The following is a 15,026-nucleotide window of genomic DNA, read 5'->3' on the forward strand; positions in this document are numbered from 1 at the left end:
CTCTGACTTCCATAAAAAATATTAAAATGGTAGCGGCGGATGAGTCGCGTATGATCCGGTTATTCTACTGAAAATCATATTGTTTCCTTACTCAAAAGGCATTACCTCAGGCCGTGAAATTCAACGGCAAAGTGAGAACAACACCTTCTTCAAAGCACTGTTATGCGATACGGTTCCACATTTTACTAGTGTTACGAATTTCGTAAGCAGTTATCCTGATGTGATTGACTCAGTATTTGAGCAAGTGTTACTGGTCTGCGATCAGCAGGGGCTGCTTGGCAACGAACTTTTCACAATAGATAGATACAAGATGCCATCCAATGCCAGCAAAGAACATTCGGGAACTTCTAAAGAGCTGAAAAAGAAGCAGGAAAAATTCGCAAGAAGATCAAACATTGCCTCAAAGAGGTTCGATGGCAGGAAACCTAAAGAATAAGACCGAAAGCAAGCGGTAGCTAAAGCGGCGGATACTCTACAGAAAAACTTCGATAAAATTGATCAGTTCTTAAAGAATCACTCCTCAGGGTGGGGCAGGGCAAGAACCCTACATAAGTAAAAAGTAATATCACGTACAATAGGTCAGCTAATATGACTACCAGCATGGGAACCATCCAGGGCTATAACGGTGTTGCCGCAGTTGATAGGAAGCATCAGATAGTCGTTGAGGCACAGGCCATTGTTGAGGTGCAAGAACATCATACACCGAAGCCTATTCTCGATGGCATCAGTTGTCATTATCAGCGTATAGGAATCGATGAAGACATATTGACTAAGCAGGCCATCATTACTGTTGATACTGGATTCTGTAACGATGCTAACTACGACTACCTGCGAGAAAACGGTATTAATACCTACATCCCTGATAATAAATTACGTTCACGTGATAAAGCTTTTGCTAAGCAAAAAGCCAAGTATGGCATGCGCAAACAAAAACGCAGGGATAATGTCCAGCAGACTATCCCAGCTAGTGAGTTTACATTCAACAAAAAAGAGAAAGCCTGCATCTGTCCGGCAGAAAAATCCATGCTCTTGTTAAAAGAAGAGAATGTCAGTGAAGGTAAGAAAAACTATTGTTCGAAGGGCGCCTCACTGACTGCAGGAAATGCAGCCTTAAAAATCAGTGCATGCGAAACCCAGATTCTGCCGACTCTCGAAAAGGACATGGAAGGCAAGTATCCCTAACTTGGACAAACGGACGGACTGGAAAACGGACGGACAGCCACTGACTGGATGAAAAAGCGGGTTGATAGTATCGAAGGCAAGACCATTTATGGGCATTGAATGTCTATTATCGAGTCAATGTTTGGGAACACTGGTGCCAATAAGCGATTGAATCGCTTCTGGCTATGAGGAAAAAGTAAGGTTCAGGGGTAATGGCAGATGTTCTACTTGGTACAGAACATTGAAAAGTTGATGGGATATTGCAGTATCCACTGATTGAGTATAAATTAAGGACAAAATTTAGCTGGAGGAACTTGAAGAGTGACAGCTTCTTCTAAAACTGTTTTTCTATAGCCATCGTTGTTGATGGGTAGGTTCAAAAGCCAACCAGCACCCTCTGCTATCACCAAGCGTGCCGATTGTTGTGAGAATCTAGGAATTACTTCTGATAGGTTTATGGTGGTAATGCAGCCCTGCAGCTTATTTCACGTTCTAGTTTCGATCACTTATCTTTGAGTTTTCTAATATTTTTCTGGTTTACCTAATACTTATGTTTCATTTTATAGACTCATATGTGGGAATGTTTACTGGGAGAGTAAGATTTTAAAAATAGGTTCGCTTATTTTTATGGTTGAATAAAAAATAGCTAAAACTCCACTTCCGTAAAGTATAGATGCAAGTTTATAATGGCGCGAGAATAAAAATAGCTAAAGCCATGTGGATCAGTTGGTTTTAGGTAAGTTATTTTATTTCTTCACGACTCTTGCCGCTAGGTAAGGATATCCTAAGTTAAGATGGTAAATATAGGTTAATATGAAAAAGTCACTCTTCAGCATTTTACTCCCTTTCTTGGCGTCGGGTGTTCACGCTACAACTTATGACCAGGTATTGGCTGAGTATAATGGCGGTGTTCTTGGTAGTGTAAATAATTGTGGAGTTAACTTTTCTGTTGCTCCTCAATATTTGCGGGGAGCTGGCTCTGTACAGATGTTGGAACCAGGCGAATATTTCTATGGGATTTCCGCACTGGGTGAGGCTGGAGTCGTTTCAGTACTAAAGAATGGTGACGTATTTTATAGTCCTGATGGATTAAATATGGCAGGCGGTGGTGATACTGTATCATTAGGTAATGTGGGGAGCTATGATGATTTTTCTGAAAAACCATATGTTGTAGAAGTTGAAGGTGAAGAAAAGGTAATAATCCAAAAAAGAAGCTCTTATGGTGGTACAAGTATTGATGTTTTTGACTCATCTGGCATCGTGTTCTCTTTCAGTCATGGCGGTTTGAAATTTATCGGTTCTGTTAATGGTAAAATCATTACTCAGACGACTGAAGGGGATATCTATTCACTAGAATCTATTGAAGATATTATAAGCTGGTCTGGGGCAGAGTTTATTGAGAATTCATCAAAGACTATTGAGGTTGTCACATCATATAACGGTGGGTTGTTAACAATGGCAGATGGGGGGCTGTACTATTCCCCAGATGCGAATTATTTATTGACAGGGTCTGCAGTTGAAAATTTGCACTCTGAGGATAATGGAAACATTTCTCAGGTAATAGTTGTTTCTGAGGAGCCCACCTATATTCCTATTGCAAATTCTGATATAACATTTTTTATTCCGGTTGAAAATGATCATATCGTATATTCAACTTTTGATGGCGCTATAATCATGGATGGCGAAACCACATTAAGCCCCATTGATACTGAAAGCCTAAAGAGCAGTTTGCAGCAAAATACAATTATAGATGCTTTTGAAATCGATAAAACCGTTGACATGTTAAATTATCGAAAGGGCGAAGAGTATGGCTCTGGGTATTTTATTGCAGAAAATGTAGTTAATGAAACGTCAGGTATTGTACTCGGGCTTAATGGGAGACCTGCTACAGTTGAACTTTTTGATAAAGGTTGGAGTGGTTTTGAGTATAAATGGAGATATCAGGGAGAGGTGACTGGAACATTCTCGCATATATATGATGGATCATTTATTGGTGAGAATGAAATGAGGGTTGAGGCAAATAATTCATGTGCGATTGTTGCCGCTGTGACATATGAGAATTTAACACCCTATGAATTTTCAATTGGTATGAGTGGAATATATGGGCTGCCTGAGGGTAATAGCGAATTTCCATTAATTATAGGTGATGCAGGATCTGATACCCAATGGCCAATGTTAAATGCATTTTTCGCTTCCTGTAAAATGATATCAAAGATAGAATTATTTGGTAAAAGTATAGATTCAGATAAGTTGGAGAGCTATGGTTGTCCCACAGGGTATACGATTCCTGTGTTTAATCCTGATGCAGGCCAGCACTTTAAGTTTATCGATGGAGAGCTTGTCTGGAGTACCCTTTGATATTTGAGTTTGTCGGGTACAAAGAGTGACATTAGCTGTATTTGATAGAACGTTATAAGTTCCTTTTCTGTACTCCTATATGTGTGTGGGGCTGCTTTGTAAGCGCCCCACTATCTAGGGGGAAGTTCCTTGTGGTTTTAAAGGGGTGGTTATCTGATTTTTTGCTCGCTTTGTTTTTTGTGTTAAAAATTAGATTTTAAATTTAATAACTTCCTTAGGGCTTATTAATAGGGTTTATTTTTTCTTGATCAGTCTGTCGGTTGTAGTGGTCAACTATTTCAACTTCCTTTAGCAACTCTCTTTAAACTCTCTAACTCTCTAACTCTCTAACTCTCTAACTCTCTAACTCTCTAACTCTCCTCCTCCTCTCCTTTAGGACACCCATAAATAAACTTTCTTTAGTAAACTTTCTTTAGGACACCCATAAATTGAGGGGGAGGTGCTAGCTGAGCTGCAGGCGCCTTCTTAACGACTTTTTCTTCTTTGATTGAAAGGATCAAGAGTTAGGTTTGGGGAAGCCAAGAGGAATGAAAGTAGCTAGGGAAGGGGAAAATACTCAGTAGGGTGCTGCAGAAAGGTAAAGCCGGCAATCACGGATGCCGTGTACCCAACGTTTATGGAGCTGGATACAAGCTTGCAGTATGGACTCTGCTGATCCAACCAAGCTTTTAAAGCGATTTTCAAAATTGCGATTGAGATAAAGCCAGTGTTTTGGTGGTATACCCAGTCGTTCGAGTATGGGAGGGGCGTTCTCAGAAATAGCGCTGCGCTTTCTGGGATCTAAATATCGACCACTCCAATCCACTAGCTCTAAATAGTGATCCAGCCGAAAGGGCAGTCCTTTCGGCATACTCAGTCGCTCATCGCCTACAAGTGGCAGTAGCTCCTTGGGCTGTTTGCCTGAGGTGGCTGCATGAATACGTCGTTGAATCGAGGTATGATCAGAACTTTCTGGTGTTTTTGCCATTTTTGCTCGGATAGGATTAAGATCGACATACGCCATGCAGGCGGCGAGGGCTCTCTCATCAAGCAAAGCTTGGGACTTAAAGCGTCCTTCCCAGAAGCGACCTGTGCAGTTATCTTCCGCATTGGCTTTGCGAGCGATAGGTTCATTTAAGCAGCGCATAAACCAGCTGATATCCATCAATCTCTCTCTCCAGAGAGCGACAAGCTCTTTGAGCTTTTCCATCTCACTGTGATCAAGGGTGTGGCCCTGAATATAGCGTTGGGCCAGTATGGATGTACTGAAAAGCTCCTGCCAGCGATGAATGACTTCAGTATCGGGCCAAGTTTTTGCTGTATTTGAGTCAATATAGAGAACAATATGGTAGTGATTACTCATTACCGCATAGGCTGCGATATCAATAGCAAAAATGCCAGCCAGCTTTTGTATTCTGGCCTCTATCCAGTGGCGCCGGTGCTCATAGTTCTTTCCTGACTGGGTATCTTTCCCACAAAGAAATGCCCTGCGTACACAGCGAGAAACACAATGATAGTAAGGTGTTGTTTCAAGAGAGATCTGTGAGCATCGGGGCAAGGTCATGGTATCAAATTTTAACTGTTTTTATATACAGCATGTTGGCGAGGTTTCCATACCGTGTCAATAGAGAAGACGTTTAAACCTTTTTCTTTGGTGGGTGTCCAGAATGGTGTTTTCCAGAATGGTGTTTTCTTTGGTGGGTGTCCAGAATGGTGGCATTCTTTGGTGGGCATCCAGAATGGTGGCAGAAAGGTAAAAGTGGTAGGACACCCTCCAGAAAGATATCCACTTATGGCACTGATATCTTCGAAGATTGTGCGAGCCTAGTGTTTATCTATAAGCGCTTGTTATAAATGTAGCATGGGTATAGCTCTTTCTCGTTCTATACTATTGATAGTGATCTCCCTATTGGGAAGAGCCTGCAATGAATAAAGCAAAACCTTTTCGTAAGCTTGGGGCTCAGGAAGCACTCTTTGTAGAGTTGACTGAAAAGTCAAACGGTGCAGTCCAACTGGCTGTCTTCTTCAGGGCATGTAGGTCTTTGGGAGTCGAAGAATTAATAAAGGGAATGGAATACCTCCATAACCTGCATCCCATGCTCCATTCTCGGGTAGAAAAAAATCATCATGCTTATTGGTTCTGCGACGTAGAATTTGAAGCTATTCCTATTGAAATTAAGCGTGATGCATTGCCTTTAAATTATCAGGAAGAGTTCAAACGTTTAGGGGCTAAAATTCTTGAGCTGGAAAAGTATGTTTATCGTTTTACGGTTTATGTGAATGGGCATGGAGATGTGGAGTGGGTTGCTTTTATGGTAAGCCATGCTGCCATGGATGGACGTTCATTATTACTCTTGGTCAGAGATTTGGACCGGTACCTGAGAGGTGATTCAGGAGATAGACCCTCTGCTTCGATAATGCAAAAATCGGTGGTGGATTATGTTAGCTCCATAAAACATCTTAAAACAATACAACCGGTGGCTAGTAACGATAATAATGCTTGTTCAAAGTGGCCTGTAGAGCAAGCAGTAAATGCTTCCCTTCGAAAGGGATGTTCTATTTATCGCGTCCTCCCCAAAAGGTTTTGTGACCAATTGTACCTACTTTCAAAACATGAGAATGTTCAAATTACCTCTATTTATAACGCTATTGCTATTATTGCTTCCCGGTCATTGCCAGGTTTTCGCCCCGTAACGGAGTTACTGCTGCCTATAAATGCGCAATTCTTGTGTAAACACCAGATAGATCGGGATGTTATAGGGGAGTGTACAACTATTTTAACTATATCCTTATCATCAGATGAAACCAGCCTCGACTTGTTAAGTCTCGCGCATTTAATTCAAAAAAAAGTCTATTTACAGTTGAGAAATGGGCACTTTTTTGAGCCTCCGCTTGTGCCCGATTACAGCCTCGTAGAGATCGAACGTTTAGCTAAAGAATCTAGCACTGAAAAAGATTACTTCCCTTCTGGGATTTGTGTATCCAATGTTGGGGATATAAGTGAGTATACGGGCCCTTTGACGTTCTTTGACTTTGGTGTGGTTATGACCGTTCAAACACATGGAGAACACCCTATAATGCTAGTGACTTGCACAATAGATGGAGAAGGGGTGTTTGTTTTCGGATATTGTGAACCATTGGTTAGCAAAGAGAGTGCTTTAAGGTACATAGAAAAATATATGAAGACATTAAGAGAGTTTTCTGAGAGCAATGGTCCTTATACAAGTTAGCGGTCTACTGGGCATAACTAGAGTTTAATGAATTAGCTGTTGGTGCAATTTCTATACTCAGGCGAGCGGTTACGGATCCTTAGGTTCCACGGCCCGTTTTGAAATGGCTCAGAATTACCAAAGTTGGGAAAGTGGTGTGACACTGGCAGATACCTCCCCCCCAATTCAGAGCTTTAGCACAATAAGCCATTCTTGCGTGATGATGCCGATATACCTTATGGAGAAATAACTGGATACTGGGTGGAGGTTAACATGGCCTGGAGGAAAGGAAGTACCGACAATTGCTTGCGCTGAATACCTGGTGTTGCAGGGCTGAGAGCAGGATTAGCACTCTTGAGCTAAAAGTGGTCAAAACTCAGTTTTCGTATTAGGACTGCCATATCTTGTGAGGCTGGGAAACTGACGCCAGTTGGCAGGCAATTGCCACAACAATCTCTCTGGCCAGCCCAATGGGAAATGAATCTATTGGGGGGCTAAAGTTATATAGAGTCCCGTTCTGTAAAGACCCGCCTGAGGCATGAGTTAAAGCATCATTACTGCGCCTCAGGTAGGTTTGCCCCCTATTTGCTGAAGGTAGTGACACTTTGCCATCTACTTATCAAAATCATTCCCTGGGTGTTGGGCTAGCTCTTATCGGCGGAGTGTTGATGGGCTGTGTCGGTATTGCCGGTAAGCTTGGTGCTGGCGCGGGCCTCAGTCCCTTTATGCTATTGGCTGCACAGGTCGTATTACTTGCTCCATTGTCGGGTATGTTTCTCCTGATGCGGCAAGGATTGGCGGGAATAAAGCCGGTGAATCCGCAAATCCTTGTTCTTCGCTCTATATCGGGTTTTGTCTATTTCGCTGCTTTCTACTGGGCACTGAAGGGAATACCAATCGCGGATGCGTTGGTACTTGAAAGCACGAATCCATTCTTCGCTATGTTGATGGCAAAGGTGTTTCTTGGCCACCGGGTTAGTACCGCCACAATCTTTTTAGCGATATTGGCATTCTTTGGCGTATGCCTAATTTTGATCCAGCATAGTGTTCAGGGCATTTTCAATCCCTACTCACTGCTTGCCTTGCTGGCGGGAGTGGCGCGTGCCGCAGGCAGTATCACAACGGGTGTTGCAGGTCGGACTGAACCGCCTGAGCGCATTATGTTCTATTTCTCTGTTGGGATGTTGGTCTTTAGTCTGTCTATTGTGTCCTGGGAGGGCGCGAAGGTGGAGACATCGTCTCTATGGATACTTGCGATTCCTGCACTGCTGTTTGTCCCCCAGAACCTAGCCTACACAATCGCTAACCGTGTCGCACCTGCTTACTTAGTGGGAGCACTGTTTTACAGTGCGATCCTCGTTGGTGTGTTAGCCGATCGATTTATCTTCGGCACGGAATTCGGTATCCGTGGTGTGATAGGCATGGGTATAACGGTTGCCGCTGGGCTCGGGTTGGCCTGGCTGCGGGCGAAAGAGCTTAAATAATAGTCAGACTTTAAGCGTTCCGGTATTGTAAACACCTAAGCTCTGTTGTGGTCAACTCCAACCGGACACTTTCCTAAGCACATTTTTCAAATTCGATAGGGGTTACGTCCCCCAGTGTTGTATGTATCCTGCGTGAATTGTAATACGCAATATAGGCCCTCACGTCTGTTATCGCACCCTCCCTTGTCGGATAGAGGTTTCCTGTTAACCATTCCCGCTTCAGGCTACTAAAAAAATGCTCAGTAGGTGCATTGTCCCAACAATTTCCCTTGCGGCTCATTGAGCACACCATTCCATGCTGCTTTAGTAGCGCTTGGTAGCTATGGCTGGCATACTGGCTACCTCGATCAGAGTGATGCAGCAGACCTTTTGTTGGGGTGCGCAAATTGATAGCCATAACCAGTGCACGACTTGCCAGGGCCGTCTCCATCTGGCGGTCTAAGTGCCAGCCAACAATCCGGCGTGAATAAAGATCAATTACCACTGCTAGGTATAACCAACCCTGCAAAGTCCAGATATAGGTAATACCCGTAGTCCAAACTTGATTTTTAGCACTCGGTGAGAAATCCCTATTTAGAAGATTCTCAGCAACTGGCAGTTGGTGCTTGCTATTTGTGGTTAGTGTAAATCGCTTCTTCTGTTTTACAACCAAGCCGAGCTTTTTCATGAGTTTGCGGACTCGATAACGCCCAATTTCAAAGCCTTCTTTGCGCAACAGCTTCATTAACCGACGGCTTCCGAGACTCTCACGAGATTCTGCAAATAAGGCCTTCAATCGATGGCATAGTTGCCAAATCTGGCCATCTATTGGGCTATCACTACGACGACACCATTCGTAATAGCTGCTCTTATTTACTTGCATTACTCGGCAGAGCACTCTAACTGGAAAGCTACCTTGCTGCTTTTTAATAAATTCGTACTTTATTTCATTTCTTTCGCAAAGAAGGCGCTGGCCTTTTTTAGGATTTCCTTCTCCATCCGCAATTGCTTTACTTCACGTCGCAGTTGATCCAGTTCAGCTCGTTCGCCCGAATCCAACCTTACTCCGCTCTCTTCCTGCTCCAGCTCCTTTATCCAGCGTCGCAGATTGTTAGCAGTGGTTCCTACAGCCTCTGCGGCCTTGGAAATCGAATACCCTTGTTCTGAGACAAGAGCTACGGCGTCTTTCTTGAACTCCGGCTTGAATTTCCGGCGTGTACCTTTTGTTGTCATACTTCACCTCGCTAGGTAGTTTTACCATCTTAACGAAGTGTCCGGAAGGATTAGACCACTACAGCACTTGCTGTGCTGTTTCCGGCAATTCTACAAAACTTATAAAGTGATTTTTAAAGTTTCGGTTAGTTTAGAGCCAGTATTCCGACGAAAAGGTACTCATTTGAGTATAAGAGGGTGGTGCAAGTTAAGCTGGGGTAAGGTATGGCTTGTTTGAACTAAATTAGATGGTGAGTTTATATCGGGGTAAGTAAGTTTATTTAAGGTGTAGTCAGTAGGATGACCTACGGCTTAAGTTAAGAGAATCTTACCATTACATTCGATAAAATTATCTAGGCTAGTGTATTTAATTTATATACAATATGTGAAATTTTATAGGGATATTACTGAAATGAGAGTTCTGGCACTAGCCTTTCTTGCGATTACTTTTTCTGGCTGTACATCAAATAGTGTTTCATTTTCTGACTGCACATCATATGAGCAGTGCCCCAAAATGATATATTCACTTAAGGCATCGGATGAGTCTCGTGAAGCCGCAAAACAAAAAGGAGAGCCTGTCCCTTTATTTTCAACTCCTCCTATCTATCCATTACAGGCTGTAGAGGAAAAGATAGAGGGGTTTGTTGTTGTTGAATTTAATGTAGATGTAGACGGCCAAGTTACAGATCCGAAGGTGGTGAATTCCAATCCTGCTGGGGTTTTTGATGAGTCAGCATTGGCAGCTGTAATGCATACTAGGTATGAGCCATTAGATCAGAAATATTATGGGTATGGCATGAAGTATAATTTTGACTATCCATTTGAAAGTGATCATATAGTATGTCGAACTGATAAAGTATTGGGTAGCAGGATAAAAAAAGCCAAAGTTTGTGTTGATAGGAGAAAATCCAACCCCCTTATTGACCGGATACGTAGCGGGACACACCACTGATATTGCCTAATATTAAAGACAGGATCGAGATTTGGTTAATTTGGGGCTAAGGAGCCTCTGGTCGTGAATTTCTGCCTTTACTAATATTCGATTGGTGGCTTTCGGGTATAGGTAGTTAACCTCATAGCTGAGGTTTTATGATTGCGTACCCTGTAGCTGGCAGCATTGTCTTTGTGCTAGCTGGCTTGCGGGGTTCTTTTATGACATTTGGCGTGATAATGGGCGGTTGTCCACTTTTTGATGTTGCGTAGCTGATCTTTACTAATAGAACACCCCCTTTTTAAGTTGATGCTATGGCGGAGAAAGCTAATTTCTTATGCAAGCTATTTACACCGATAAAGACACCTAAGAGCTATGTTCAGCAATACTTAAAAGGTTATGGTTGCGTATCCACACTGGTCGTATATATCTTCGGTAAAAACAGCCAATCTGAACTAAGCAATTGTTTGAGTAAGCTCTATGATTTGGTTGCATTGACTTCTGCACCACATTCAAAACCCTATTATCTAGAGAAAATTACGGAACTTCAAAACGAATTGGTGGGTAGTCACGGAAGGAAGGAGCTCTATAAGAGATTAGAAAAGGCTGATATCCCTATTTATATTCATTTTGACAAGGTATCTGTATATTTTATAGTCAATCATGATTACTTTTCCGGTTATACCGGGCTGCTTTTCTCTAAGTATGCTAATTTTTTATTGAAGAAAGATAAGATTAAGTCAAATGAATATCTCCTAATCATAAGGCGCCTATATAACGGTAATGACCAATATTCATATTTTGATAGAGTCGTTGGTCTGGGTAAAGCTGTCTTCTTAGGGATTGGTTTAATATTAAGTAATAAGAAGGAGGGTAGGGCTAACCCATTTTTTTTGAAGGAAGGAGGGGATGTATATGGAGAGCTGGATGATATCGTGTTGGTTTCAGCTAAAGTTGAGTCTGATGAGATATCTTTTGAGAACATTTTAACAACCCTGATAGATTCCTTTACTTGTATCTTTGATCGGCATAGGGCAAATATACTAATAACTCAGGAGTTCATTCACGGTATTCCCAAACAGGGAGGGAATTTGCGTGGAATAGGCAATACGGCTTCTGGTTTCTATTTTTCACTGAAAGGCTTAGATGATTTTGCCAGACATCAAATTTTTCTTTTAAAAAAATATCATATTGCATATTATGCAGTGGTGCTACTTGATATGTTAAAAATAGAGAAGAAACTTAATTCAAATATTAGCGAAGACTTTATCTTTAGTTACCTGCCAGCAAGAGAAGATGGTTGTATAGCAACCTATTCGATCACACGGGATGCTCTGGTTTTTGCAATTAGCAAATCTGTTGATGGTTATCACATTGATGTTACTGTAAATAAGGCTATTTTCTCACTTGAGACTGTCCTTTTTTTCCTAAAGCAGATTTCGGCTGAGGTCGAATTGCTTGAAATTTAAACTTAATCAGTGGGCTGCTTAAATGATTGTAAGTCCAAAGCGCTTAAATTCACGATTACTAAATTCGTAGTATCCGGGGATTTTCTTGCATATATATTGATAGTTCGGGTTTTTTAGATCCTTGAGTTTGATACTTTTTTCGTTCACGGCCTCTGCTGGGTCAATTTTATCTTGATGGTATACAACAGCCTTTTCCATATAAATGGGTCTTACCTTAAGGTTATTGATTACCCGGTAGGCTAGATCTATATCATCATACCCCCAGGTTCCATCATACTTTTCATCAAACAAGCCTGCTTTGATAACATGCTCTTTCTTAAACACCATATTACAGCCATAAAAATGACCCCAAGGATGCTCTGTGTTCGGTAGATGCTCAATTTTGCCCAAGCGCCTGTCTTTACTGAGCCCATAATTTGATGAACTATTAAACCTTGGGAAGTTGCTGAGGTATACGCCACTACTATCTATTTTGCTCGGAACTATGTCTTTGGAATTAATAAATTCCCTTATTCCTGTCATGCAGATATTTGATCCATGCTCATTAATTAATTTTTGGATTTCTGTTAAGTACTGGGGGGAGGGGATACAGTCACTATCTGTAAATATACACCAGTCATATTTGGCAATATTAACACCTAAATTGCGTGCCGAGTTGAGTGCAAATGGGTCTGGTAAAAGGTGCCTAAATAGTAAAGTTACAGTTAGTTGATTCTTGAATTTGTTGTAACATGAAATGATATTGGGATCTTGTGAGTTGTTGTCTACAATGATGAGTTCAAAATGGCTTTTGGGAAATGTTTGTAAAGAATAGCCTTGCAGAAGGTTATATAAGAGGTCAGCGTTGTTGTAACAGGGCATAATGATGCTGAATCGATCGGTCATACACCTAAACTTCCCATCGTTCTTAGATCAATAAATGACTTAGGTTATACATTAAATACACAATAAATCATCACAGGTTGACTTGGTGGCGAGACTAGCCGGATACCAAGCTTGATGGCTGAATTTTAGAGTCGCTTTAAGTAGATAGTGAGCAGGATTGCTACTGGTGGGATATATTTCTTATCTAGAGACATTTCAGGTGCCTTGCAAAATAGGTGGCGGGGAGCAAGAAAAAATGGTTGCTATAATACTTGGTTATTTATTGGGTTTAAAATGCTCATTAATAATCAAATAGAGCAACTGTATAAGTCTAGTTGCAAGTGGTTTCATTCGAGTTAGGTTTTTATCTTTCGTTATTGAATAGATAGCATTTGGCCTGAAGTACATTTTTATAGGAAAAATTCCTGTATGGCCCCCCTCGACCAATGGTATTTCTTATGATTGACTGGAAGTGCTGGGTTTGGCATTAGCTTTTCCCTATGGTTTGTGTTGAATGATACATGGAAACCATAGGTAAATGATTAAAGAAGAGAGAATCTCAACCAAAGATGGGATACAGCTTGGGGCCAAGCTTTTTACACCCAATGAGGAGCCAAAAGCGGGCATTATCATTAACTCTGCTATGGCTGTGAAGCAAAGTTTCTATTGGGATTTCGCCAGCTTTTTAGCCCAGAATGGCTACTTGGTTCTGACTTATGACTACCGGGGCATTGGGAAGTCTTCTGTCGCCAACCAGAGAGACAAACGGCTGACTTTGAGTGCTTGGGGAGAGAATGATCTGGAGGCGGTAATTGACTGGTGTGGTAAACACTCTAAAGCGCTGGTTTGGCATTGTGTTTGTCACAGTGTCGGTGGACAAATCCTAGGTCTTGCATCAAATAATACTCAACTTTCAAGTGTGTACTGCGTATCAGCTCAAAGTGGCTTTTGGAGGCTTTGGGGGGCTAAGCATCAGCCAAAGCTAGTGCTGGCGTGGTACTTTGCCTTTCCGGTGTTATCGAGGGTTTTAGGGTGGGTGCCAGGCGCACTCTGGGGAGGGGAGAACCTACCTGCAGGTATTGCTAGCCAGTGGGCTTTTTGGGCCCGTCATAGGGACTATGTGGTCGATCGGCAGGGCAGACCTATTCGCGAGGGGTTTGAGCGCTTGCAGTGTGATATGAAGTTCCTGTTTATCGATGATGATAAGGACTTCGCGCCAGAGAAGGCGGTGCGTACATTAAGGGACTTCTATTGCAACGCAAATACGGATATTGAAACCATCCAGTCCAGTTCTATTGGCAATGGATCGATTGGCCATTTTGGATTCTTTAGGAAGAAGTTCAAGGATAGTCTTTGGCGCAACGTTTTAGACTGGTTGGAGTAGGCTGTTAGGGTGTTTTCGTGTGCTCGTAAAGTCGTAGTGTGACCAGATAGGGACGCATGTTAGCCCCATGAAAAGGCGTGTGCTGTGCAATAGTCTGCAAGAACCGGAAGGTCCCGTTTGCCTGCCTGATGGCCACATTTATGTCGCTGAAATGTCATCTTCGCGGCACTGTATAAGCCGTATTGATCCGACAGGGCAATACCAACGGGTAGGAGACCCCGGTTGGCGCCCCAACGGTTTGGCAATTGATGGGAGCGACAGCCTTTGGGTCGCCGGTGGGGGGAGGGAGCGGCTTGTGCGTATGGGGTTAGATGGGGCACTGCTTGATATCTATGGCGGACCAAAAAGCAAGCCTTTCTTATGGCCTAATGACTTGGCTTTTGCTGAAAACGGTTTGCTCTATATGACAGATTCCGGAATTGATCCGGGTGAGTTTGTTCAGGGGCAGGCTATCCGGGCTGATTTCCGAAATTGTCGTTACGATGGACGGGTATACGAGATAGACCCCCGCAGTGGTGATGTGTTGCGACAGCTGGATTCAGGGTTGCGCTTTCCCAATGGTATTGCCATTGATCTACAGGGCCGCTTATATGTGGGGGAGACTATTAGCGGCAATATCTACCGCTACGATCTCGCTTCTTTAGCAACTCCGAAACGGGAGGTTTTCAGCAATGTGGTTTTCGGGGCGCCAGAGGGATTTGTAGGACCTGATGGAATGGTTTTTGGTAGTGATGGGCGATTGTATTGTGCAGTTTTCGGTCAAGGTGATGTGACTGTTCTTGATAGTGATGGAAAAGTTGTCGAACGTATACCCACCTGTGGCAAGCGGCCCACTAATATCGCTTTTTGCGAGGACTCAAGGGGTGGAGCGGTGGTAACGATTTTGGATGTCGGGTGCTTAGAGTGGTTAGGGCTACCTTGCGCGGGCAGGCAGCTTTACCGTCCAAAAATATAGATTGGGTGGATTGTCGACTCAATGGTGTTGCCATGGGTTAC

At 42.7% G+C, this 15,026-nt stretch carries 11 protein-coding genes and 1 pseudogene; 9 read left to right on the forward strand and 3 right to left on the reverse strand.

Features of this window, described 5'->3' with window-relative positions; genetic code table 11:
* Positions 1 to 79: 79 nt before the first annotated feature.
* The 3 genes from ACJJIW_RS16725 (at position 80) to ACJJIW_RS16735 (ending at position 3,519) form a co-directional block, all read left to right on the forward strand.
* A complete protein-coding gene (locus ACJJIW_RS16725; RefSeq protein ID WP_444935786.1) occupies positions 80 to 436 on the forward strand; it encodes a transposase in 357 nt (118 codons plus the stop codon).
* A gap of 152 nt (positions 437 to 588) precedes the next feature.
* Complete coding sequence (locus tag ACJJIW_RS16730) at positions 589 to 1,182, forward strand: hypothetical protein (RefSeq protein ID WP_282932929.1); 594 nt, start codon at positions 589 to 591, stop codon at positions 1,180 to 1,182.
* A gap of 792 nt (positions 1,183 to 1,974) precedes the next feature.
* Entirely contained in the window at positions 1,975 to 3,519 is a 1,545-nt protein-coding gene (locus ACJJIW_RS16735; RefSeq protein ID WP_444935787.1) for a hypothetical protein, read from the forward strand.
* A 556-nt stretch (positions 3,520 to 4,075) separates the two neighbouring features.
* Here ACJJIW_RS16735 and ACJJIW_RS16740 read toward each other — a convergent pair.
* Complete coding sequence (locus tag ACJJIW_RS16740; RefSeq protein WP_444935788.1) at positions 4,076 to 5,062, reverse strand: transposase; 987 nt, start codon at positions 5,060 to 5,062, stop codon at positions 4,076 to 4,078.
* 361 nt (positions 5,063 to 5,423) lie between these two features.
* Between ACJJIW_RS16740 and ACJJIW_RS16745 the strand changes: the two genes are divergently transcribed.
* Both ACJJIW_RS16745 and ACJJIW_RS16750 read left to right on the forward strand, forming a co-directional pair.
* Positions 5,424 to 6,728: a hypothetical protein gene (locus ACJJIW_RS16745; protein WP_444935789.1), complete on the forward strand. Its 1,305-nt coding sequence runs from the start codon at positions 5,424 to 5,426 to the stop codon at positions 6,726 to 6,728.
* Between the two features lie 584 nt (positions 6,729 to 7,312).
* Positions 7,313 to 8,191 carry a DMT family transporter gene (locus ACJJIW_RS16750; RefSeq protein WP_444935790.1) on the forward strand — a complete coding sequence of 293 codons (879 nt, stop codon included), beginning with the start codon at positions 7,313 to 7,315 and terminating at the stop codon, positions 8,189 to 8,191.
* A 73-nt stretch (positions 8,192 to 8,264) separates the two neighbouring features.
* Here the strand turns inward: ACJJIW_RS16750 and ACJJIW_RS16755 are convergent.
* A pseudogene (locus tag ACJJIW_RS16755) lies at positions 8,265 to 9,403 on the reverse strand (IS3 family transposase).
* 391 nt (positions 9,404 to 9,794) lie between these two features.
* Here ACJJIW_RS16755 and ACJJIW_RS16760 point away from each other — a divergent pair.
* Positions 9,795 to 10,334, forward strand: coding sequence for an energy transducer TonB (locus ACJJIW_RS16760; protein ID WP_282932921.1), 540 nt, complete (start codon positions 9,795 to 9,797; stop codon positions 10,332 to 10,334).
* A 293-nt stretch (positions 10,335 to 10,627) separates the two neighbouring features.
* A complete protein-coding gene (locus ACJJIW_RS16765; protein WP_444935791.1) occupies positions 10,628 to 11,782 on the forward strand; it encodes a hypothetical protein in 1,155 nt (384 codons plus the stop codon).
* Between the two features lie 18 nt (positions 11,783 to 11,800).
* On the opposite strand, the gene ACJJIW_RS16770 is transcribed toward ACJJIW_RS16765, so the two are convergent.
* Positions 11,801 to 12,667, reverse strand: coding sequence for a glycosyltransferase family 2 protein (locus tag ACJJIW_RS16770; protein ID WP_444935792.1), 867 nt, complete (start codon positions 12,665 to 12,667; stop codon positions 11,801 to 11,803).
* A gap of 517 nt (positions 12,668 to 13,184) precedes the next feature.
* Between ACJJIW_RS16770 and ACJJIW_RS16775 the strand changes: the two genes are divergently transcribed.
* On the forward strand, positions 13,185 to 14,030 hold the full coding sequence (locus ACJJIW_RS16775; RefSeq protein ID WP_444893985.1) for an alpha/beta hydrolase family protein: 846 nt from the start codon (positions 13,185 to 13,187) through the stop codon (positions 14,028 to 14,030).
* Positions 14,031 to 14,097: 67 nt separating this feature from the next.
* Entirely contained in the window at positions 14,098 to 14,985 is an 888-nt protein-coding gene (locus ACJJIW_RS16780) for an SMP-30/gluconolactonase/LRE family protein (protein WP_444935793.1), read from the forward strand.
* The last annotated feature ends 41 nt before the right edge of the window (positions 14,986 to 15,026 follow it).

The organism is Microbulbifer maximicatervae (SeqCode), from assembly GCF_052467815.1.

Coding starts and splice junctions, on each gene's coding strand:
- ACJJIW_RS16730 (WP_282932929.1), top strand. CDS start 589: ATGACTACCAGCATGGGAACCATCCAGGGCTATAACGGTGTTGCCGCA.
- ACJJIW_RS16735 (WP_444935787.1), top strand. CDS start 1,975: ATGAAAAAGTCACTCTTCAGCATTTTACTCCCTTTCTTGGCGTCGGGT.
- ACJJIW_RS16740 (WP_444935788.1), bottom strand. CDS start 5,062: ATGACCTTGCCCCGATGCTCACAGATCTCTCTTGAAACAACACCTTAC.
- ACJJIW_RS16745 (WP_444935789.1), top strand. CDS start 5,424: ATGAATAAAGCAAAACCTTTTCGTAAGCTTGGGGCTCAGGAAGCACTC.
- ACJJIW_RS16760 (WP_282932921.1), top strand. CDS start 9,795: ATGAGAGTTCTGGCACTAGCCTTTCTTGCGATTACTTTTTCTGGCTGT.
- ACJJIW_RS16765 (WP_444935791.1), top strand. CDS start 10,628: ATGGCGGAGAAAGCTAATTTCTTATGCAAGCTATTTACACCGATAAAG.
- ACJJIW_RS16770 (WP_444935792.1), bottom strand. CDS start 12,667: ATGACCGATCGATTCAGCATCATTATGCCCTGTTACAACAACGCTGAC.
- ACJJIW_RS16775 (WP_444893985.1), top strand. CDS start 13,185: ATGATTAAAGAAGAGAGAATCTCAACCAAAGATGGGATACAGCTTGGG.
- ACJJIW_RS16780 (WP_444935793.1), top strand. CDS start 14,098: ATGAAAAGGCGTGTGCTGTGCAATAGTCTGCAAGAACCGGAAGGTCCC.